Origin of the sequence: Komagataeibacter nataicola (assembly GCF_003207795.1) — a bacterium.
GTDB classification, from domain to species: domain Bacteria; phylum Pseudomonadota; class Alphaproteobacteria; order Acetobacterales; family Acetobacteraceae; genus Komagataeibacter; species Komagataeibacter nataicola.
This window is the reverse complement of sequence record NZ_NIRT01000010.1, coordinates 95,018-116,823: the sequence shown is the minus strand read 5'-3', so window position 1 is coordinate 116,823 and position 21,806 is coordinate 95,018. Positions and strand designations below refer to the sequence as shown.

Genomic DNA, 21,806 nt, shown 5'->3' with positions numbered 1-21,806 from the left:
CTGGAGGAAAAAGGGATCAGGCCCTGCATTCCGGGAAGAAGATCCCGCGGAAAACCAGTCAAATACGACAAGCGAAAATACAAAAGACGCAACCGCATCGAAATCATGTTCGGCCGCCTCAAGGACTGGCGGCGGGTCGCAACACGCTATGACAGATGCCCGAACGTCTTCTTCTCAGCCATCTGCCTCGCTGCAACCGTCATCTTCTGGCTATGAGTCCTGAGCCTGGTAAATAGGGCCTCAGACCTGCTGCTGGGCCATCTGGCAGCGCATGCCCCACGGGCTGCCACGCGTGGCCCCGATGGTGTAGCGCGGGCCGCTCGCATCATGGACCCACATGGCCGGTTGAAGGTTCACGCCCGCAATGGCGGGCAGGAACATCTCGAACCCGCCCGTGCGGATGGCGCCGGGCTGGGCTGGTCCCGGCACGCCTGCCCCGCTGCCGGTCCGGATCATGGCAGGCCAGCCGGTGGCGAGAGCTGTCTGGGCACCGGCATCGCCCGATGTGGCATAGCCCCCCGGATCGGCCGCGTCCGTTTGCACGGCTTCGGTGGTGGTCAGCGTGATGATCGCATTGCACAACACGCATAAAGGCGGCCGGAAGGGCTCCGCGCGGGCTATGAAATAGGTCTCTGCCCCGCAGGTCAGGATATCACCCGCCCGCAGGTCGGGCAGGTCCGTCAGGGCGTAAACAAAAGGTACATCCCACAAGGCAGGCCCGGCAAAGCCGAAGGCCCGGTCATTGCTGAAAGCCGCCCTGCCCTGACCATAGGGGCTGGCACAGGGCGCAAGCGCGCTGGCAGGCCGATACTGCACGGTTGCAGCACCGATACGGGTTGCCGCGCGCGCGAAGCCGCGCGTGGTCAGGCGGCACAGGGCGTTGAGGTCCATCAGATGATGATCTCCCCCATGCCGCGTAGCCCCGGCCCTGGCGGCACGCCCATGAAGTTGCATAACTGCACGCGCCAGCGCGTGTATAGCGTAAAGCGATCGGTGACTTCCGTGCGGTTGCGTGTCCAGACCGCGGCGCGATCGGTATCAAGGTTGCTGCCCGCCGCCATGACCGCGCTCTCCAGTATCTGGCATTGCGCTACAAAAGCGCGGGCCTGGGCGCATTCGGCGGGTGAGAGATGGCCCAGCCGCCATTCATTGAAGCCATAAACCCGAAAGAACCGCCACGACTGCATGCCGCTATCGGCACTCCCCATGGCGGGGTAGCCCATATAGCGCCGGGCCTGTGCCCGTTCGGTGTCGGTCAGGGCCGTATCGGGCATGGTGGCGGCGAGCAGGGGCTGGTCCGCGCATGCCCCGGTATTCTGGCTGCTTGTGGTGGTGCCGGTAGCCACTGTCTCTGCCCCGCTTGCGCCTGCATCGGGCGTTGTTGTGGTGTCCGTGGTGCTGGCTGTTCCCGTCATGTCTGTCATGCCTGTCTTTCGTGCATGGTGTGGCTGGCGGTGATGGCCCGCGCGGCAGCCCCATAAGGGTGCCGCACGGGCCAAAGGATCAGGCGCCCGCGCCGAGGCTCTCGATCACCACGCCGCGCTTGAGGTAGCTGTTGGTGGCGGTGGGAATGACCGCGGTATCAGCGGTCAGGTCGGTGGGTAGCGCAAAACCGCCAATCCATGACCACGACTGCGCGATGATCTGTGCCAGGCGGTCGAGTGCGGGGCGGGTGATCATGCACACGCCCTCCACGTCCGTCAGTTCCCCGCCATCAAGCAGCGGCGCGTAATGGGTGCCGATATTGGCGTAATCCCCCTCGATCAGCGCGCCCTGCCCGCAGATGATGGCACGATGGATGGCGCCCGCGCCCAGCGATGCCTGCTGAGGGGCCTCGGTGGTGGGGATGAAACGCACGCCGAGCAGGTCAAAGATCTGACCGCTCTGGTATGTATCGGAGCCATACTGACCGCGATAGAGCAGCTTGAAGTCCTCATCGCGGAACAGGCCCAGGAGCTGGGCATTGTCCAGATAGCAGTGATACACCCCGCCATCGGGCGTGGGCACGTTGTTGTCGCGCAGGGTGGCAAGTGCTCCCAGAATGGACTGCACCGTCAGCAGGTCACCTGCTGCCAGTGCCGCCGTGGTGGCCCGTGCATTGGGGCGCAGCACCAGCGGCGCCGTTGCCGCCATGACCGGGTTGCCCGCCGTGCCATCGGCTACCTTGACCGATGCCGAGAACGTCAGAGTGCCCGAAATGCCATCCGGCGCGGTGGAGGTATTGGCGGCATCCGCCGTAGCGCCCACCAGCGTGTAGGACCCTGCCCCGATGGTCACGGTCATGCCGGCGGAAGCACCCACCGAGACCACCTGCCCTTCACCCGACAGGACATTCTGAAACCCGCGAATGTCATCGACAGAAACCGTGCTGCCTGCGGCACCCAGCGTTACGCTAACGCGTGTATTGCCACCAAGGTAGCCCCCCACCCCGTTCTGCGCCCCGCCAAACAGCGTGTTGCGCGCCAGGCGGTCGAGTGTCTGGCGGGCGTTGATGCCAAGACGCGAGGCGTTGGCGAGAAACTGGTTGGCAATGCCCACGCCTTCGGTCACCTGGTTGAGGTCCATGGTGTTGCCATACTGGTTGATGGTGAGCGTATACTGCTCGACCGACCATTCGGCAGGCGTCATGCCATTGTCAAAGCTGGTATTGGCGGCAGGGTTGAGCGGCGTGGTGGCAGGCGGCAGCAGGCCTGCGCGGGTATCGGTAATGGTCTGGCCGATGCGGGCGGGGAATTCCATCTGGTCGGCAATGGAACGGAAACCCAGGCGTGACTGCAACGCATCCTGGAACGCACGCGACAGGAACCCCTGCTGGATGACAGGCTGAAGGGCTGCGGGGAAATTGGCAATGGCCATGAATTTCATTTCCTTGAAAAAACGAAAAAAGCTGCCATGCGCAATGCAGTGGCGGCGGGTAACGGGCTATGGCAGCGAGGCGCCATGTATGGCCGGGGTGAGTGGTTAAGGGACTGTGGCGCGGGGTGCGCCACCATGATAGTTTAAGTGATCATGCGCCCCTTGCCTGTTGCGCAGGCGGCCTTGACCGTGGGCGGAACAGGTAACAGGCGTTATAATTTTGGATTATTATCTCAAGTGTATTTATTATAAAATAATGAACAATAATTATATGGTAAGGCAGAAATAAGAAGTATAATTTCAGTATCTTACCTACATTTTAAGTAGACTAGCGGTGAATTGCCATGTCAGGGCGCATCTGGTATTACACGTTACCAGTGTGCGCCCTGCTCCAGATCATGAATAATTGGCTATTCTGACTGCAATGGGTAAGCAAAATATAAGTTTTGCCTTCCTGATACAATACATACCTTCAATCTGGGTACGGTATTGGCGTATTTATTCCCATTTCACATTCCATCCCTCCAATTCATCGCTTACTTCTGCCATATCCTTACACCAATAATCATACCCCTCGGTGGATGATTTTATTATGTATATGTAATATCCTTTCGTATCCAATTCATCAAAATCGACCTCTACTTTCCATCCGTTATATTCTCCAGACCTGATAATGCCCTTTTTTATCACACTCATTTTTGTGCCCTAAAATTTGCATATTATTTTATGTATTTATTTTTTAATATTTAATGAGATAAAATACAATCTTAATGCAAAGATCCTGCATTCATCTTAAACTCTATTTTCACCTCCAGGCCATAAACTCTTTTGCAGCCTGTCGGCTCATGCCCTAATTCGCCACCGGCCAGCGCAGCCCCGCCGCCATGGCTGCGGCCTTTACATCGCGCGTTCCCGCCGTGCGGGCGTCGAACGGGGCCGGATCGCCTGCGCGGGGTGCGGGGCCTGCGGCGGTGGTGCCACGCGCAGCGCCCGATGCCGCCTGCGGCGATGCGAACAGGTAAGCCCGGCTTTCACGCGCGGCGGTCATGATCGTGTCCAGTCCCTGGGGGGCGCCATCTTCGCCGAGCGTTACAGCGCTCAGGTCAACAAGGCGGACCACATCGGCAGGTTCCACGGCCCCCATGCGGGCCGCAAGGGCACGGGCCTCGGCACGTATGATGGCGCGGTCCGCGCGGGTGCGGGCGGTGCTGACCTGTTCGGTGGCGCGGGCAAGGTCGCCTTCAAGTGTTGCGCGGGCACTGACCGCCGCGTCACGCTCGGCGCGCAGGGTTTCCATCTCGCGGTGCAGGGTATCAAGGTCGGGGGTCTGGGGCACACTTGCACGGGTCATGTTGTTTCTCCGTCAATAAAACATATCAGTTCGGGTCGGCTGCGTTCAGCCGTGCCCATTCGGCATGCGGGGCCGGGCCACCCGCGCGGGTGGCAAAGATGGCGCAGGCTGTCTGCCGTGACAGGAAGCCCCCCTGCACCGCCGCGCCAAGGCCCTGGGCCAGTTGCGCCAGTTCGGCTTCCGTATCGGCAAAATAGGGCGGCCATTGCAGTGCAAGTCCCGTTGCATCGAGCCTGGCGTAATCCTGCCCGCCAATCTGCACCCCACCTTCCAGCACATGCGAAAAAGCACATACCATGCGGTACAGCGCCAGCAGCCCGTATTCGCCATAGGAAAGGCGCATGCGGTCCACGAGCCACAGAAGAGGCTGATAGAGCATCTCCATCGCGCGGCCTGATGTGGGGGCGGCAAGGCGGTCGGCCTGGGCGCGGTTGCCATGGATCTGCTCCATCACGCTGGCGCGCAGTTCACGGTAATGGTCACGCATGGCGCCTGCGGCATCACCGTTGATTTCGAGCAGCTTGGCGTCGCCATCAAGCGGCAGGGTCAGGGCGGCGGACGCGCCACCGGTGCTCGCAGACGTGCCATCGGCATACGGGTCGGGCCCCGCGCGGATGACAAGCCTGGGGTCGGCACTGTATTTGAGCCCCCGCCCGGATTGCGAGAGCAGGTAATCGCATTCGATGACCGTATCAATGGCCGGAGCAAAGGTGCAGGGGCCATCCACCGTGCCCGGCGCTGCAAGATTGGCCATCCAGACCCATGGCACGAAGCCAAGGCCATGATGCGTGCTGCGCGTGCCGTCAAGGCGGGTGGGCAACCCGACATCGACACGCTGGGGCACATAAACATGGCAGTCCGCCCGGTCCCACACGCGCAGCCACCAGAAGGTGGTGGTGGCGTCGTCCGTGGCGATGGGCCAGCCCTGGCCTGCCAGCGTGGCCCCCGTTACCTTGAAGCACTCGGTAACGGAGGCAAGCTGGCCCGCGCCATTCCATTGCGGGGTGAGGTAACGGGTTTCATGCACCTGCACACGCAGGCGACGGGCCACGGCCTCGACCAGCACGGCCACCGACCCGGTCGCACCCCGCGTGGCGGCATCAAGCATGAGTGCGGGCAAGGCAGTCTCTGCCCCAAACTGCGCCAGAATACCGGGTAGCGCGGGATCAGTGGCAACCATGGCGGGCCAGTGGCTAGCGCCAAACAGGAGGGATACCGCATCATCCACCACCGCGCGGCACATATTGGTGCGAACCGACGGGCGGCGCTGGCCAAGCGGTATGTATTCCCCGGCACCATTATATTCGGTGCCAAAGGGGTTGGGTATGGCGTCGTATTGCGTGCCCTCGAGCACACGCGCCAGGGCGGCAAGCGCATGGGCCCGTGCGGGCAGATCCGGGTCACGGGGGTATGTTCGCTTGAGTTCCTGCCAGTCCATGGGCTGGTTATCTCCGGCATGGGGTGAACCTGCGCTGTCATGCCTGCCCATAAATGGAGCAGAAACATTATTCAGGCAGTAAACGGTAATATATTAAGGGTTATAAGGACCATTCCTGGTAGTATTCAGGAATGGTCTGCTCTGGCATGATATCCAACCGCACAGGGTATGGATATCGGTAAAGGCCGGACTTCTGCCCGGGTCACGCCGCGCGGGATGTGTATGATCCTAGCGCCCGAGGTTGAAACGCGTGGGGGTCCAGCGCGCGGGGGCTGCGGGCGGTGCGCAAAGCATGAGGTCGGTCAGCGCCCAGACCAGCGCATCCGCCCGGTCAGGAGAATGCGGGCCGTGATAGCCACTGGCTGAAAACTGACAGAGCTGTTCCTCCAGTTCGGGATAGGTTCCGTGATGGATCACGCGGCCCTGTTCGTATAACGCCGCCACCGGCTCGGCCCGTGCCGCCTTGCCCCGGCTGGCGGTGACCATGCGCAGGGCCGCGTTCGGGTTCAGCCCGCGCAGCGTGGCCTCGACCAGCGCGCCGCCAAAATTGTGTTCGGCCACAATGCGCTCGGCTGCCCAGTCCGCCTGGGCCTGCAGGGCAGCCCGCGCCCAGCCTGCAGGCGTATCGCGGCGCGACAGGTCGGCCAGTACATGGCCGCACCCTGCTCCATCCACCCCGCATACGATGATGCCGATTTCATCGGAGCGGGTATCTTCCGGCCCGGCGCAGCCTGAAGGGTCAACCGCCACCACGATGCGCCGCATCTGTGTGCCCACATGGCGGCGGGTCGCCGGTGTTATTGCGGCGTCACGGCGAAAATCCTCCAGGCGCCACAAAGCGCCATCAACAGCCTGCTGGTATTCGCCCAGTACGAAGCGCCTGCGTTCACGCTCCGGCAGGGCCGCGAGCTGTGCCAGATATTCCACCGAGAGATTGGCCCGGTTGCCCTCGGGGTTGAGCTGCATGGTGGCATGGCACGCAGGGTCTGGCAGGGGCTGGCCCGATGATGGCTCGATGCCAGCTTCAAACACGCGGTAAAGCCAGTGCGTGGTGGTGGGTGGATTGGCATCGATATATTCCTTAAGCGCCAGAGGCGATTTCTGCGCCAGTCTTGTGAGCAGCATGTTGCGCGCGCCATAAGTGACCTGACTGGCCTCGTTGAGATAGACGGTGGCGAATTCCAGCCCCAGTATCTTTTCAGTCCGTTCCTCGTCATCCAGTCCGCCAAACATGATGAGCGAGCCATTGGGCAGCGTCACGCTCCAGTCAGTGCGTGAAAGTTGCCACGGCACGGCAGGAAAGCACCGCCGCATGACGGTGGGAAACGTGTCGGCCACGATGGTGGCCCGCAAGGCATTGAACCTGTGGCGAAATATGCCATGGCGCGTGCCCGCCGCCCGAAGTGCCCGGATGACCAGCGCGCGCACCAGCACGAATGTCTTGCCCGAACGCGCCCCGCCCCGCAGCAGGATGTGGGTGGCGCTCCCCCCCAGCAGCCGGTTGGCGGCATGCTGGTCGGGTGTGAGGCTAAAGGGCTGCGTCATCTGTGCTGATGGTAATGGCAATGCTGCCTGCCCCCTCGCCCCGCGTGGCGGAAGCAGGTGGCCGCAGGCGCGTTGCAACCCACATGCGCGCCTCCATGCGCAGTTTTATGGCTGGTACATCCTCACGGCCCGTGGCGCGGTCGGCAATGGCTATGATCTCTTCGGCCAGCGTATCTGCCGCGGCTTCACGCGCGGTGTCATAAAGCGCGCGAAAGGCCGGGTTATCGCGTAGCCAGCGCAATATGGTGGCGCGGTGCGGCAGGGCCGGATCAGCACAGATGGCGCGCAGGCTCTGCCCATCCGCCAGGCGCAGGCAGATCTCATCGGCCAGCCTGCGGCTATAGGTGCTGCGCCGCGTGCCCGTGGCTGCCTGTTGGGGCATGCTGTTTCTCCGTAAAATGCACAACGCCCGGAAACCGCAGGAGCGGCGCCGGGCGTGGGTTTGTCATGATAGGATCTTTATGCTGAAAAACCGCGCAGGCAGCAAATACAGTTTCTGGAAAATCCCTGCCAGAGCAGTATGGCATGCATGCCCTTGCATAATATAGCCTGTATTATGCTGCTCTGATGATTTCCGCTGATGTGTTTTCTGTATTCATTCTACGCCCGCACTCCTGTTGTTTGGGCAGGATGGATGCAGAAATGTCAGGATATGTTTCTTATACCTAAAAACCGTGCAGGCAACAATTTGCCTGTGCAGCACAACACCACATAGGGTGACGTATCAGCAGGCGTGACGCATCCCGCCTGTCGCCTGCAAGATGCAATCATGGAAACCTGGTGCATGGCTCAGCCTTCCGGCGCACCCGGCAGGAGCGTATTGAACGTCACGCGCCCCCTATCATAGTCCCGCTGGCAGTATCGAAACCCGGAAAGGGCATAAATGAGTTCCACCGGTATGTCGAAGTAGAAATCGATCGTATCCGGCAGGTAGCCGCTATCCGCCTCTTCCTTCTGCATGGCCGAGACAATGGCGGCGAGTTGCGCAGGCGGCGTGCCGGTCATGTGCAGGTCATGCGGACCACCTGGCAGCGCGTTGGTACGCGACGTACCAACATGGCGCACAGTCCACAACTGTAATCCGTTGGCATAACCCATGGCCTGCGTCACATAATCCGGTTCATCGACAGAGAGGGAAAGAGCCGTGCACCCCACCGCATAAGTTTCCATATGCGCGGTATGATGAAGGGCTGCGACGGGATCATTGCACCATACTACCGTCCATCCATCAGGCAGGCTGGCAAGTGCGGCGGGTGCCGGGCTATCTCCCTCTGGCCTGCCGGTATCGGTCAGGTTCATGCGGCGCAGCACGGCCTCCCGGTCGATGCCGTGGAACAGGAACAGGCCCACCCTGTAGCCAACCGGGCGTGGGGGGCAGCTTTCGCGTATCCACGGGCGCAGGCGGATGGGAGGAAATATATCCTGCGTGCCTTCCGCCATTTCAAGCGGCGCAAATGTTACCCTGCCACTGGTTATGGTGTAGGGATAGACGAAATTCGCCGCCGTGCCATCGCGATGCGTGCACATGAGCACGGCTGCCTCGGCCTGCTTGCCGCTACCGGGCAGCAGCACGGTGCAGTTGGCCGCCACCACTGCCGCACGCTGGTGGGTGCTGGCTACCCTGTCGCGCAGGGCCTGCTTGAGGTGGTCAAGCTGGGCGTTGCCGTCCTTTTTGTCCGGCATTGGCTCATCGAGCAGTTCAATGTCGCCGCGATAGGGTTCGCGCGTCATCAACGCGCCAAAGGGAGCAAAAACGCCATCGCGCCCCAGCCTGACTTCTATTTCCGGCATGATGAAGTCGACAAGTGCCGTAAAGTCCTGCGACGGCATGCTGAGCCAGTAGGGTCGATCCACGTCATCCCCAACTTCATACTGATCCATTGCGCCGTCCTTGCTGGCTGTGGCGGCGTTCAGGCTACGTTCGGCACGCGAAACCTGTCAATCCGGCCTCGATGCATGGGCGGGGCGCGGGTATGTTATCAAAGCCGGTCAACGCGTTCAGTGCTGTATGCCGCTCCATCACGCCATAAGGGCTGAAATCGCAGCCCGTCCTGCCCGCCTGCCGGTCTGTCGCCGCACGCGCCGGGCATGCCGCCCATATAAGGTGGCGCGAATGCTCCACAGGCTGGCCTGACCTGCCTGTTCAGGCCGCGTGGCTGTGCCCGTCTTCATGGTCATGATCGTGGCGATGATGCAGGTCGGGATAATGGGGGTGGCTGTGCTCAAGCTGCGTGTGCACATGGTAATGGGTGTGCGGCTCGCCTGGCGGGTCACCGGGGCCGTGTTCGTGCTGATGGTGCGCATCATGCACATGGCGATGGATATGGGCCATTGCCTCGTGCACATGCGGGTGGTCATGGCGTTCGGTCAGGTGCAGCCATAGCCCGATGCCCATGAGCATCGCCGCCACAAGCAGTCGCGCCACGCCCTGCGCGGGGAACAGCGCGAGCGATACGATCGCCCCCACGAAAGGGGCCAGCGCGAAATATGCCCCCGTACGCGCCGCCCCCAGATGGCGCAGCCCCAGCATGAAGGCGACAAGGCTCACCCCATAACCCAGAAACCCCACGGCCGCCGCCGTGGCTGCCAGCGCTGGTCCCGGCAGGTGCGCGTGTTGCAGCCCAAGGGCTGCGAGCAGGTTGACGCTGCCCGCCACAATACCCTTGAGCATGGCAATGCGCACGGGGTCTACTGCCGAGAGGCGATTGCTGAGGTTGTTGTCAATGCCCCAGCACACGCATGCGGCAATGATGTAAAGCGCGCCGGGCGCCAGCACCGCATGGCCCTGCCATGACAGCACCCCTGCCCCCAGCACGATGCACACAGCGCCAAACAGCAGCCTGCGGTCAACATTTTCACGAAACACCACCCATGCGATCAGTAGCGTTGCAATGCTCTCGACATTGAGCAGCAGCGAAGCACTCGCCGCATCCGTGCGCGCAAGGCCCAGCATGAGCAGCAGCGGGCCAGCCACGCCGCCCGTGGCGATCACACCGAGCAGCCATGGCAGGTCGCGGCGTGCAAGCGGGGCTTCATCATGCGTGGGCAGCCGCAGGGCGGCGCGCGCGCCCAGCACCAGTGCCAGCCCCAGGCCGGAGCCAAGATAGAGCAGCCCCGCCGCCATCTGGGCCGACATATCGCCAAGCAGCAACTTGGCAAATGGCGTGCTCGCGCCAAACAGCACGGCGGAAAGCAGGGCAAGGCAGAGGCCGGTGGTTTTCATGTGTTTAACATATCATGTCATATTCCCCGCTGCCATGTATTAAGGGGAAGGCAACGAATGCCTGAGGGCCGTGTTAGGGTTGCCGTCTGCTTTTTCGCCCATCTTGACCCGTACCTGCCCGACCTGCATCGACAGCCGATCCAGTAAAAACCGGTCCATTCATCAAGACGGTTTTTTAATGAAGCTTTTTCACGAAAAGATTCAAAGATCGCCGCTTTTTTGAAAAAAGACCGCGCCCAGAATTTTTATTTTTATCAAGGCATTTTTTTAAATATTCTAATGCCAGCGCACCGTTTTACCGCCATTGTTCATGCAGTATATCCAGCGCCCTGTGCAGGGTGCGGATGCGGGTGCCGGGGTGCTCATCAAGGCCACATACAGCGCATATCACCCGCGCCCGGGCGGGCGTAAGCAGGGCCAGCGCACGGTCAATGGCGTGCCGGGCGTTTACGCTGGCTTCGGTTTCCTCCAGCGTGCCCGTGCCCTGAGCGGCTTGCGGGCTATAACGCTGCACCAGTCGGCCGGTGCGCGTGTAGCGCCGCCAGCATGCCCTGAAGCGCAGCCCCACGGCATGCTGCTCGGCGCTCAGGGCGGCATTGGCACGATAAAACAGTCGGTCGAGTTCGCATGTATCCGTCAGGCGGCGCACGGTGTGCGGGCGCGCGCCGGGCGCAAGCTGCACGCGGGTCTGCTCCACCGGGCGCATGAGGGCCGCAGGACCATCGGCACCCATGTCAGGTTTCAGTCCTGCTGCGACATCACGCGCGTGCAGCCGGGCACGGCGTTCAGCCCGCAGCACGGCGGCAGCATGGACGGGCGCGGGTGAAAAGGGGGCGCGCGGAGCGGGCATGGTCATTCCTGTACAATTTAGTGCAATAAAACCATACTATCGCCATAATGTGCAGGCAGGCAGTTCCGCCCGCCTGCCACGCTGTTCATGCCAGCCGTCAGGCCAGCGCACCCATGCCTCTCCATTTCCGCTGTAAGGTATGTGTATAAAGAGAGAATGCATCTATAGATTATGGCCTCGTCACGGCTGGCCTTACCGATGCGTTGTCATTCAAAAATACGGACACACTTAATGTCACGAGATGCGGACTGTTTTAAAAATGGGACAAATCCTTCTTATTTACTATAATGGGATATATCCCCCCTACCCTTTGTGCCAATGATGTGGGATATTTCCCATTATGGATGAGATACGCTCCCCCGCCGCCGCCGAGATCGAACGCCGCATGGAGCGGCTGAACCTCAATAAAAAACGTCTGGCCGATCTGGCCGGGCTGAACGAGACCTACGTGCACGACATCCTGCGCGGCAAATCCCGTAATCCCGGAGGCGACCGGCTGGAGAAAGTGGCCGCCGTGCTGGGCTGCACCGCAAGCGATCTGTTGCGCGGCGGTGGCTGTGGCGGGGCCAGTGCCGCAGCTTCCCGCCTCAAGGCCCTGCGGGAGCGGGCGGGTTACACCGTGCGGGCTCTGGCGCGCGACGTGGGCATGGGAGAGAAGTTTTCCAGCTACGCCTTTTATGAAAACAAGCTGAAAAAAGACTTCATTCCCGTTGAACTCGTGCGCAAGCTGGTGCCACTCCTGACCGATCGTGGCGACCCGCCCATCGCCGCATCCGAAGTGTGGGCCCTGTGCGGCATCGTGCCCGGCGCCACGGACCTGAACGAGAGCATAAGCCGCGCCGAACGCGCCAGCATGCCGCTGCATAACGAGGATGGCGCGGTAACCGTGCATGAATACGATATTTCACCCCAGGCCGGGGCTGGCGCGATTGTGGACCACACGGCCGCGGGCGATGGCGAGAACCACCCCACGCTGGATTCATGGCGCATTCCGCGTGATTTCATTCGCAATTACCTGCCGGATACCGGGGGGCTCGCCATCATCCGCGTGGCGGGCAATTCCATGGAGCCGGAATTCGTGGCGGGTGACCGCGTGCTGGTCGATACGGGCCACCGCATTCCCTCGCCCGATGGCGTGTATGTGCTGTGGAACGGCATGGGCGTGGTCATCAAGCAGTTGATGCTGGTGCCCAATTCCCGCCCGCCGCGTATCCGCATTATCAGCGTCAACCCGACCTATCCGGTTGATGAGGTCGATGCCTCTGACCTCGTAATTAATGGGCGCGTGGTTGGTAAATGGGTTTGGAAGTAAAATATAAATTTTAATATATAAGTATGTATAAAAAATAACCATTACCATTATATTCAGGGTTTAATTAAAAAATACTTAAATTGATAAATTTAAGGTCTATAACGAAAATACAATTGACCAGAATTCGCTTCAAAGTTACTTTTTTGAGAAATACTTCCATATGCCAAAATTTTGATCGTAATATATTCAGCGGCGATATTGCCGGGCGCACCCTGCTCTATCGCCGCAAGAATGTCATAAAACCGATGAAAATCATTTTATGCACCACAGATTTTGCGGAAATATCATGTTTGACACAACCCTTGCCGATGCACAGAGGAAATATCCGGTCCTGCGCCGGGGTGGTGACGGAGCAGCCATGTATGGCCACTATCTTCGCCGATTTTATTATAAAATACAGCCATGATGTCATGGCCTGACGGCAGGCATATGCCCCGACAGAAGCCCTGCCTGCTCCCCACTGCCCTACTGGCGCCGCATTCTGGGTGCAGTCAGGCGTTCATGCGTTCTGTCATGCCCTGCCCCGCGCGTGGTCACGGCCCCATCCGGGCCGGATGATCCATGCCCGCACAACCTCACGCGGCACCATGCGTTAAGCCTGCCATGACAACACATACACTACGCCCTGCCCCGTGCCGCACGCGTCACTTCAGCCTGCTTGCCATGGCGCTGGGTTGCCTCGGCCTCCCCTCCCTTGCGCGCCCGGCCCATGCCACATCCCAGCACCTCACGCTTACGCCCGCCAATACCGCCGTGCTGCTGCACGCCAGCAGTGTCATCGGGGCGATGGACGGGCAGTTCGGCAAGGTTTCCGGCACGCTGGATTATGACCTGTCGCTCCAGACCTGCCATGTGGACCTGACCATGGACGCCACGACCGTGCACATGGACACCATACTCGAGCGCAAGGCGGCAAAATCAGGCGGCATGCTGGGCACGGATCGCTGGCCTACCGCGCGCTACGTGGGTGATTGCCGGCCGCATATCGTGAATGGAGGCGTAGCGTCGCGCATGGTGGGTAAGCTGACCCTGCGCGGGCAGACCCACCCCATGACGTTTGATACCCGGATGGACTTTACCGGCAACACGCTCAGCGTGCTTGACAGCACCGGCACGTTCGATGGGCGCAAATGGGGCATGTCCACCATGCTGCATACCGTAAGGCAGCCCATGCGCACCGAAACGCGCATTACCCTGCCCAATTCACCCCACTAACCCCGCCGCGCAGAAAGTGCACGACACATGACCGATAAGACGACCGCCCCCCGCACCCTGGCCGAGATTGCAAGCTACCATGTGCATGTCTATTTTGATGATGCCACGACACGGCAGGCCGCAGGCCAGTTGCGAGACCATATTGCCGAGCGCTTTGCCGTAAGGCTGGGGCGTTGGCATGATGTGGCGGTCGGCCCCCATGTGGCCCCCATGTACCAGATCGCGTTCGAGACGGGATTATTCGCAACTTTCGTGCCTTGGCTCATGCTCAATCATGGCGGGCTGAGCCTTCTCGTGCATCCGAACACGACCAATCCCCGCCGCGACCATCTGCGCGATGGCATGTGGATCGGTCGCCCCCGCGCCCTCCTTGCCGACCGCCTGCCCGAACAGACCGATGCCCCAGATCGCGCGGGCGAGGTCAATACACGGCCCGATGGCAGCGTAAAAATCTGAGAATTGATTCCGGCACCGTCCACTGATACAGATCCCCAATACCGCCTTTTTTTATAAAAAGGCGGTATTTCTTGATGCTTTTTTTAAAAGAAACCGCAGCAGAATATTATTATTATGGAAACAAGACCGCTACGGCTGTTTCCATCGGCGTGTGAGGGGGCAGGCCTTGCTGTTATTTTACAAAATCGTGCAGCCGTGGCGCAGGCATTGTTGCAATCGGTTTGTTTTGGTAATGCACTGTAACATTTCCTTGCAGGATAATGGCCGCATCATTCCCTGAGGCTCCGGCCTGATCGGATCGTTTTATATGCAAACGCTGTTGCAGCCTGTGCTTCGTGTCAAAATGTCCAGCGATGTGCATGAGCGCCTGAGCGAGTTACATATAGCCTACCCCCCAGGCCCCAAACGGCAACGGCGCGCGGCGATGGTGCGCGCGCGCGGCCTGCTGTTCATTCATGTGCCCAAAAATGCCGGGACATCCATAACCCGCGCCCTTTACGGTATGGATGTCGGGCATGAAACCATCCGGTATTTCCAGCGCCGCCTGCCTGATCTGGTGCGCTTTCCCTCCTTCGCCATTCTGCGTGATCCGGTACAGCGTTTTCTGTCAGCGTATCGCTATGCGCGCGCGGGCGGTAGCGGGGCGCGGCAGGTGGCGCAAGGATTCCGGGCGCATTACATGGCGTTGCGTGACCTTGATGATGCGCTTGACCTGGTGGCACAGGCACGTAACCCCTACCATATCGATCATATTTTCCGGCCACAGACATGGTACCTGACCGGGCACGATGGCATCATTGCAGTCAACCGCCTGTTCATGCTTGATGAAATGGCACGTATCGAGCGTTTTATCGCACCATTTGGCAGCGGGCCGATTACACATGTCAATGCCACGGCAGCCGGTGAAAAAGGCGAATTGCCGAGCCCCGACCAGATCAGGCGGATCAGGCGGATTTACCGCGCCGATTATGACCTGATCGCCCGGACCCGGCAGGCCCGATAAGGCAGATTTCAGCCCGTCTTTCCCCATTATCGAACAAAATAACGCAAAGCCCCGCAATAACGGGAGGGGGCCGACCAGATCGGGGTCAGTCGCCAGCCGCACCAAGCGTGGGGTAGTCGATATAGCCTTCCGGGCCATGGGTATAGAAGGTGGACGGGTCTGGCGGTGTCAGTTCCGCTCCCGTGCGCAGGCGTTCAGGCAGGTCAGGGTTGGCGATAAAGGCCTGCCCAAAGGCAACGGCATCGGCCCAGCCCGCCTCAACGGCTTTTTCCGCACTGGCGGGAGTGAATTTTTCGTTGGCGATATAGACGCCACCGAACTCTTTCTTGAGTTGCGGGCCAAGGCTGTCCGCCCCTTCCGCCTCACGCGCGCAGATGAACGCAATGCCACGCCTGCCGAGTTCCCGCGCGACATAGCCAAAAGTGGCGGCAGGGTTGGAATCACCCATGTCGTGCAGGTCGCAGCGTGGCGCAAGATGCATGCCCACCCGGTCTGCTCCCCATATATCAATCGCCGCATCGGTCACCTCCAGCATGAGCCGTGCGCGGTTCTCGATCGGACCGCCGTACTGGTCGGTGCGGTGGTTGGTGGAATCCTGCAGGAACTGGTCAAGCAGGTAGCCATTGGCGCCATGAATTTCCACGCCATCAAAACCGGCAGCCCTGGCCAGTTCCGCACCACGGCGGAAGGCTGCGACAATGCCCGGTATTTCGTCGGTGCGGAGCGCACGGGGGGTTACATAATCACGTTTGGGGCGCAGCAGGCTGACATGACCCTTCGCCGCAATGGCGCTCGGTGCGACCGGAGCCTCGCCGTTGAGAAAGTACGGGTCCGAGATCCGGCCAACATGCCATAGCTGCATGAAGATGCGCCCACCCACCGCATGCACGGCAGCGGTGACCTTTTTCCACCCTTCCGCCTGCTCTTCCGACCAGATTCCCGGCACATCCTCATACCCGATACCCTGCGGGGTAACCGGCGTCGCTTCCGACAGGATCAGCCCGGCAAGCGCACGCTGGGCATAATAATCGGCCATCAGATCGTTGGGAATATGATCAGGCCCCGCGCGCAGGCGCGTCAGTGGCGCCATGATGATGCGGTTGGGCAGCGTAAGGGCACCGACCTCAAGCGGTGTGAACAGGGTTGGCATGTCACGTCTCCACGGTTCAGTAGAGGCGATGATGGGCGCATAGCCAGTCCGTCGCAAGAGTACATGCCACATGGCGGCGCCCACAGGCCTTGCACCCGGCAATGGCTGTGGGCAGGTCTCATCATAAGCGCCCGTTCCGGCTGGAATGTGCGTTTAGTGCCCGCCGTTCACGCATGTGGCGGGCATCTGGGCAGCCTGCATGTCCGTGCCCGGCGTGCAGTACCACGAAATATGTTTCTGTTTATTGATGCCGGGCGTAATCAACATGCTTTTATTGTGGGATGTTACCGTAATTGTCATGTTGTGTTCATTCAGCGCCAGGGTGTCACCATTATTCAAATGCTCCTTCTGGCCAATCTCGGCCAGCGAGGAGGGAACATCATGATTATTGATATAATAATCCTCCAGCGCGGAGCGGGTCATGGCTGTTTCGCTGAACATGAGGTACGCGTGCAAACGGGGCAGCTGGTCACGATAGATGGGCAGGCCGATCGTTAGGATGAAAATGACAATATAGAAATAGAGGATCACCACCCCTGCCCCGCCAATCCTGCCGCCATAGGGCACTATGGCGGCCATTACCCCTGCCCAGCGGTTGCGGCGCGGCAGGCTGGGCTTATGCTCCATAACGCGGGCCACGCGCTTGGTCAGCCACGGATAGCCGCCCGTGAGTTCATGAAAGGACATCCAGAACCCTCCAGTCTCACTCAGCTGCCTGGCGTAACTGTCAAGGTTGATGTCCTTCCACCGTGCGCGCCCGGCTGCCAGCACTGCCAGGGCGCGGGCAGCATTTTCTGGCGTGGTGGAACATGCCGCGCCGTGGCGGTCGCATGTGCTTTCCTTCGCGCGGGAATAGGCTGCACCCAGCAGTGGCAGCCACAATGCCGGCCAGCGCAAGAAATGCTTGCCAATATGGCGCATGCGCAGATGACCCAGTTCATGCCCAAGGTAAAAGCGCACGCCATCGGGGTGTTCGGCCATGGCATCGACCACGTCGGATAGCAGCACGATATATTGCAGACCCAGAAACCGCGCGGCGAAGGCATTCATCATCCCGCCGCCCTGCAATACATAGACCTGCGGGGAACCATTGATCTGTAATGTCTGGCAACATGATACGAACTGCGCGTGCAGATCGGGAAACTGCGCAGGGGTTACTTCCACGCCGTTGCCCTTAATATGGGCGATCAGGGCAGATTGCGCGAACAGGTAAAGCACGTAGCCTATCAGGACATAGAGCAGCATTATGCCGAATGTGCCCACCAGCATGAGTGCCCAGAACAGGATTCCAAGTACCAGCGTTATTTTTGAAAGTGCATATTCACGGGGATAAACAAGTTCATCCCTGTCTGCCCTGGCCATGTCAGTATCCCGAAAAATTAATCACCGTAATTATATCTGTATTTTTATTTATGTTTAATTTAATTATCAATGCAATTTATTATTCCTATATTTAATAAAACCATATCATATCTGTTGAGAAATCAATCAGGGCAATGGCCTGAACGCTTATGGCACGGCCCCTTCGGGAGCCGTGCCATAAGTAACCAGTAATATTTATGTGTAAGTCAGATTATCGTATCTGACATTACAGTAATTTTACAGGCCTTCATGCGTCTTTACTTTGGATGATGACATCACGTGATGCCAGACAACATCTCCGTTGTAGATGATATCCAGGCTTTTTTCCTTGCCATGCGACCCGTTAGAGAATGCGCCGTAATAGGGAATGAAATTCGTGCCGTTTGCCTTGGTGGTAGCGAAGATGTACTGCCACTCTTCATGCCCGCTATCCGTAAAATGGGTGGTCATCGGGTCACCAAACATGGCCCGAACCTGCTGCTTGGTTGTCACGTTATCATGAATCTTCTGGTCGATGGTGTCGGCCGTCTCGTTTTTGATGGAAGTATTTCCGGAAGAAGCGCAACCAGAGACCAGAAGAACAGCGGTAAGGCAGCCCGCAATGGCGATCTTGTTCATCAATAATTTTTCCATCAACTTAGAGAAGATAATTTATATCTTTGATTTACATCAAGATTTCTTTTTTCTGAAATATAGACTTTAACGGTAAAAATCCAGATCAAAAAACGTAATATTGTAGAATTTTCAGGAAAAATGGTGCGTTCATCATCGAACATATATATTTTTTACATTTTATTTAAAAAAGTTCAGTAATAATAAAGGAATTTAAAAACCTATCATCTGTTCTGAAACCGGGCATGCCACATTTTTGTCACAGTTCGAAACAATTGCGTCGAAGCTTATATAATTTACGGTCTCTCCGGTGGTGGCAGGGTCGTGCGGATGGCGATGGAATAATCTGGCCCGATCACCGCATGCTCGGGCCGCCTGATGCGGCTGGCATCATGTACCGCGGCAAAATCGGGGTAACGCTTCGGGTCATAGGGACCAAGCAGGTTCATGTCATAGGCCATGCTGGCGGTGTGTCCGCTCAGTATGACGCGCCAGTCAAAACGGTAGCGCAGTTTTGCGCCCGCGCGCGCCAGAATGCCCGTGGTGCAGTTGTCGCTCAGCGTGTTGTACCATAGCGGGTGGCGAATGATGTCATGGATCGCACTGACATAACTCAGGAACAGCCGCTCCCGCACGGCGGGCGAAAGATCAAGCCGGTACAGATAGACCCGCTCGCGGCGCACATCCGTGCGCACGCCAATCAGGTCGCGTTCATCGGCGGTAACATAGAACAGTTCATAATGATGGAAGAACCCCGCAATGGTGGAATACGCAAATCGCGCCTGCCTGCGTGTTTCGATGGACATGGCGAGATGCTGCCCGTCGCTGAAGCCGAAGCTCAGGAATACATGGGCAATATTTTCACCCGCCCAGTAAGATGTAACCAGATCGACCCGATCGAGTTTGCTCAGGTCATATGTCGCGTCATACCACGCAGGCAGGTAATCGGTTACCGAACGGTAGCGGAAATTGCGCACGTTATGCACATGCACCATATCACCCTCACGCCATGCATCGGCCGGTATGGCGTATTCCTCCGCCCAGACCCGGTCATTGCGTGGCGGATCGGTTACGTACCAGCCCATGAGCGCTATAGCCGCCACACCACGCACTGCATGCCCGAGCAGGGGCGGGCGCAGCCACCCTGCCCCCACCATGAGGACGGGAAATGCAGTACTAAGGCCCAGCCGTAGCGCATCGGGCATGAGGGTGGAATAATACACCGCCCCCGTGCCCAGCGCCGTCACCATGCCCAGAACAGACCGCAGGCCAATCATGCGCCATCGATGTGATACAGGCGCGCTCATGGCCGCGCGGCTATGCGCGCGCCCTGCGGGGCGGATGGGTACTGGGCCAGCTGTTCAAGCAGGATGCGCTGCACCTCGGCTATGGTGAAGGGATTGGACTGAGTGGAATGCTCAGAATGACGCACGACCAGTTCTGATTCCACATCCGGAATATGCGCACTGGCATAAGAGACCACACCATCATCGGCATGGGCCAGATCCCGCCCTGCCCCGCATACGGGAATGATGGAGTGCACGTGCACATCGGGCATGATGGGAATGGTGGGCAGCGTACGCATGAACGCACTGTGCGGTGACATGGCGTACACGCTGCCAAGGCGCGGAATGCGGTTATCGACATGCGTGCTGTCACCCGTTCCGGTCACGAGTTCACGCGCCGTTTCGGTAACCCGTAGCGGCAGGCTGGCCATGCCGCCTATCAGTTGGGCGATCGACTTGCCTGCAAGGTAGCTGCCATGCTGCGGGGTGGAGATGAACACCACCCGGTCGATCTCGGGCATGGGGGTGGGAAACATGGTCTGCCGGATCAGCGCCCTGGTGTCGGCATTGAGGTGAAAGGTGGAAAGAGGCCGGCCTGCCGTGCCATCCCACAGCCTGTCACCGGGGTTGATGACCAGCATGCGTGCCAGAAGGCCGCCCTGGCTGTGGCCAATCAGCGTGATGTGCCCCAGCGCCGGGTCGGCCTGCACGCCGCCCAGGCTGTTCACGGCCTCGGTAATGGCATGACGTAGCTGCCACGCCGAATACGGGATGGGATTGGCCGTGGCATAGGAGAAGAACCAGAAATCGAAATGGTTGCGGATGCGCCGGTCCTCCAGCAGGTCATTGACCATGCTGGCCCAGCGGTAAGGGCTGGAGGCGGTGCCATGTATGAACACCACCGGCATGCTGCCATGATGGTGCGGGTTCATGGCGATCAGGCGCGGGCGGGTGCCATCATAGGTCGTGCCGTCAAAGAACCCCCGATATTCCTTGGTGCCCAGCGCGGTATCCACCAGGCTCAGGGCGCGCGCGGTAGTCTGGTCATAGGCGGCGGGCACGTGGGCATGCGCGATGGGGGTATCAGGGCTTTCATCCATGATGCGCAGTACCAGCCGCCCGCTGGGGTGATCGCCAAGCACCTGCGCGCGCGGGCTATCCATTTCCAGCACCAGGCTTGCGGGCAGGCGCAGCTTTTCCGATATGACAAAGCTGCCATCGGGTGTGCCAGACGGGGCGGGCTGGCCCATGTGCAGGGTCGTGGGGCCGGAGGTGGGCACGGTCCGGTTGCGCGCCGCGTCATCCTGCGCTGGCGCCGCGATGTCAGCTACGGCGGATGGCGCATGATCGTTTGCGTGCTGCAGGGTCTGCCCTGTGCTGGCCGGTCGGGCGGGCGCCTCCGGCGTGGCGCGGGCCAGCACGGTCAGGGCCTCGCCAAGGCCGGGGGTATGATAGACGTTACTGATGCCCCCCACCCCAAGGGTCGCGGTGGGGCGGATATTTTCCAGCACACGGCCATGCCAGCGCAACTGGGCGGGATCAACGCTCAGGGCCAGCGTGCCAAAGGGCAGCGCGCGGTTCTGGCTGGCAATATTGACCGGAGCCGGAAAGGCTGCCGCAAGGCCAAGATTGTACAGATCGCAGGCCTGCCGGAACCGCGCGTCATACGGGCTGGGGCCATCCGCCTGCCCCGGCTGCAGGTAGGCATAGGCATAGAGGCTTGCGGCCAGAAAATCCTGAGCACGGTGGTGGCGCAGGCCCTGCCTGTAACTGAGCTCGGCCAGAGCAAATAGCACATCGGCCTCATCATCGCGGCCCGCCGCCTGCGTGCGCAGGGTGGCGATGGCGCGGTCAGGCTGCTTGCGCCATAGCGGCAGCAGGCCATGGCGGCGCAGTACGATCAGCGTGGTATCGCTTGCCTCGTGCCCCGCCAGCGCCGTGCGCGTGGCGGCGCGGTAGCTGTGCACCAGCGAGACCTGCCGCACACTTACCGGCCCGGCGCACCCCGCAAGGAGAGCTGCGGCCAGCAGGCTGGCGCAACGCAGGCGGCGGCTGGCAGGGATGGAGGCGGCAGGAGGCCTGCCGGGCGCGATCGGTTTCATGCCCGCAGGTTAAGCACCCCTTTGGCTTGCAGGGAACAGACAATC

Annotated in this window: 21 protein-coding genes; 6 read left to right on the top strand and 15 right to left on the bottom strand. The window is 60.0% G+C overall.

The annotated features are described in order from the left end of the window. Window positions 1-216: transposase (locus CDI09_RS07885; RefSeq protein ID WP_146220822.1), on the top strand; the 216-nt coding region annotated here is incomplete at its 5' end. A 24-nt stretch (window positions 217-240) separates the two neighbouring features. Here the strand turns inward: CDI09_RS07885 and CDI09_RS07880 are convergent. From CDI09_RS07880 to CDI09_RS07835, 10 genes are all read right to left on the bottom strand, one after another. Next, complete coding sequence (locus tag CDI09_RS07880; protein ID WP_078523859.1) at window positions 241-891, bottom strand: hypothetical protein; 651 nt, start codon at window positions 889-891, stop codon at window positions 241-243. Continuing rightward, the gene (locus CDI09_RS07875) at window positions 891-1,415 is read right to left on the bottom strand and encodes a hypothetical protein (protein WP_249034006.1); all 525 of its coding nucleotides are present in this window, start codon (window positions 1,413-1,415) and stop codon (window positions 891-893) included. The genes CDI09_RS07880 and CDI09_RS07875 overlap by 1 nt, the downstream gene beginning before the upstream one ends. Window positions 1,416-1,503: 88 nt before the next feature. After that, window positions 1,504-2,856 carry a DUF4043 domain-containing protein gene (locus tag CDI09_RS07870; protein WP_078527588.1) on the bottom strand — a complete coding sequence of 451 codons (1,353 nt, stop codon included), beginning with the start codon at window positions 2,854-2,856 and terminating at the stop codon, window positions 1,504-1,506. 850 nt (window positions 2,857-3,706) lie between these two features. Beyond that, on the bottom strand, window positions 3,707-4,207 hold the full coding sequence (locus CDI09_RS07865; RefSeq protein WP_078523855.1) for a phage scaffolding protein: 501 nt from the start codon (window positions 4,205-4,207) through the stop codon (window positions 3,707-3,709). Between the two features lie 25 nt (window positions 4,208-4,232). Continuing rightward, a complete protein-coding gene (locus CDI09_RS07860; protein WP_078523853.1) occupies window positions 4,233-5,645 on the bottom strand; it encodes a portal protein in 1,413 nt (470 codons plus the stop codon). Between the two features lie 228 nt (window positions 5,646-5,873). Continuing rightward, a complete protein-coding gene (locus CDI09_RS07855; protein WP_078523851.1) occupies window positions 5,874-7,190 on the bottom strand; it encodes a phage terminase large subunit in 1,317 nt (438 codons plus the stop codon). Further along, window positions 7,174-7,572 carry a terminase small subunit-like protein gene (locus CDI09_RS07850; RefSeq protein WP_078523849.1) on the bottom strand — a complete coding sequence of 133 codons (399 nt, stop codon included), beginning with the start codon at window positions 7,570-7,572 and terminating at the stop codon, window positions 7,174-7,176. The genes CDI09_RS07855 and CDI09_RS07850 overlap by 17 nt, the downstream gene beginning before the upstream one ends. 407 nt (window positions 7,573-7,979) lie before the next feature. Continuing rightward, the gene (locus CDI09_RS07845; RefSeq protein ID WP_078523847.1) at window positions 7,980-9,071 is read right to left on the bottom strand and encodes a hypothetical protein; all 1,092 of its coding nucleotides are present in this window, start codon (window positions 9,069-9,071) and stop codon (window positions 7,980-7,982) included. 262 nt (window positions 9,072-9,333) lie between these two features. Further along, window positions 9,334-10,413 (bottom strand): DMT family transporter, encoded by a 1,080-nt coding sequence (locus tag CDI09_RS07840; protein WP_078523846.1) that lies wholly within the window; start codon window positions 10,411-10,413, stop codon window positions 9,334-9,336. Window positions 10,414-10,708: 295 nt separating this feature from the next. Then, entirely contained in the window at window positions 10,709-11,263 is a 555-nt protein-coding gene (locus CDI09_RS07835; protein WP_236944568.1) for a hypothetical protein, read from the bottom strand. A 340-nt stretch (window positions 11,264-11,603) separates the two neighbouring features. Between CDI09_RS07835 and CDI09_RS07830 the strand changes: the two genes are divergently transcribed. The 5 genes from CDI09_RS07830 to CDI09_RS07815 all read left to right on the top strand — a co-directional run bounded on the left by CDI09_RS07830 (window position 11,604) and on the right by CDI09_RS07815 (window position 15,249). After that, entirely contained in the window at window positions 11,604-12,575 is a 972-nt protein-coding gene (locus CDI09_RS07830) for a helix-turn-helix domain-containing protein (protein WP_078523844.1), read from the top strand. A gap of 113 nt (window positions 12,576-12,688) precedes the next feature. Further along, window positions 12,689-12,994 carry a hypothetical protein gene (locus tag CDI09_RS18100; protein WP_151892015.1) on the top strand — a complete coding sequence of 102 codons (306 nt, stop codon included), beginning with the start codon at window positions 12,689-12,691 and terminating at the stop codon, window positions 12,992-12,994. Window positions 12,995-13,178: 184 nt separating this feature from the next. Continuing rightward, the gene (locus tag CDI09_RS07825) at window positions 13,179-13,790 is read left to right on the top strand and encodes a YceI family protein (protein WP_078523842.1); all 612 of its coding nucleotides are present in this window, start codon (window positions 13,179-13,181) and stop codon (window positions 13,788-13,790) included. A 27-nt stretch (window positions 13,791-13,817) separates the two neighbouring features. After that, window positions 13,818-14,246, top strand: coding sequence for a DOPA 4,5-dioxygenase family protein (locus CDI09_RS07820; RefSeq protein WP_078523840.1), 429 nt, complete (start codon window positions 13,818-13,820; stop codon window positions 14,244-14,246). A gap of 424 nt (window positions 14,247-14,670) precedes the next feature. Then, window positions 14,671-15,249 carry a sulfotransferase family 2 domain-containing protein gene (locus tag CDI09_RS07815; RefSeq protein ID WP_236944567.1) on the top strand — a complete coding sequence of 193 codons (579 nt, stop codon included), beginning with the start codon at window positions 14,671-14,673 and terminating at the stop codon, window positions 15,247-15,249. 85 nt (window positions 15,250-15,334) lie between these two features. Here CDI09_RS07815 and CDI09_RS07810 read toward each other — a convergent pair whose 3' ends face one another. The 5 genes from CDI09_RS07810 to CDI09_RS07790 all read right to left on the bottom strand — a co-directional run bounded on the left by CDI09_RS07810 (window position 15,335) and on the right by CDI09_RS07790 (window position 21,761). After that, on the bottom strand, window positions 15,335-16,399 hold the full coding sequence (locus CDI09_RS07810; RefSeq protein WP_078523836.1) for an alkene reductase: 1,065 nt from the start codon (window positions 16,397-16,399) through the stop codon (window positions 15,335-15,337). A 153-nt stretch (window positions 16,400-16,552) separates the two neighbouring features. Next, the gene (locus tag CDI09_RS07805) at window positions 16,553-17,761 is read right to left on the bottom strand and encodes a M48 family metallopeptidase (protein WP_078523834.1); all 1,209 of its coding nucleotides are present in this window, start codon (window positions 17,759-17,761) and stop codon (window positions 16,553-16,555) included. A gap of 237 nt (window positions 17,762-17,998) precedes the next feature. Continuing rightward, window positions 17,999-18,379: an outer membrane protein assembly factor BamE domain-containing protein gene (gene bamE, locus CDI09_RS07800; protein WP_236944566.1), complete on the bottom strand. Its 381-nt coding sequence runs from the start codon at window positions 18,377-18,379 to the stop codon at window positions 17,999-18,001. A gap of 290 nt (window positions 18,380-18,669) precedes the next feature. After that, on the bottom strand, window positions 18,670-19,650 hold the full coding sequence (locus tag CDI09_RS07795; RefSeq protein WP_078523830.1) for an Lnb N-terminal periplasmic domain-containing protein: 981 nt from the start codon (window positions 19,648-19,650) through the stop codon (window positions 18,670-18,672). A gap of 26 nt (window positions 19,651-19,676) precedes the next feature. Then, window positions 19,677-21,761: an esterase/lipase family protein gene (locus tag CDI09_RS07790; protein ID WP_078523828.1), complete on the bottom strand. Its 2,085-nt coding sequence runs from the start codon at window positions 21,759-21,761 to the stop codon at window positions 19,677-19,679. Window positions 21,762-21,806 lie beyond the last annotated feature (45 nt).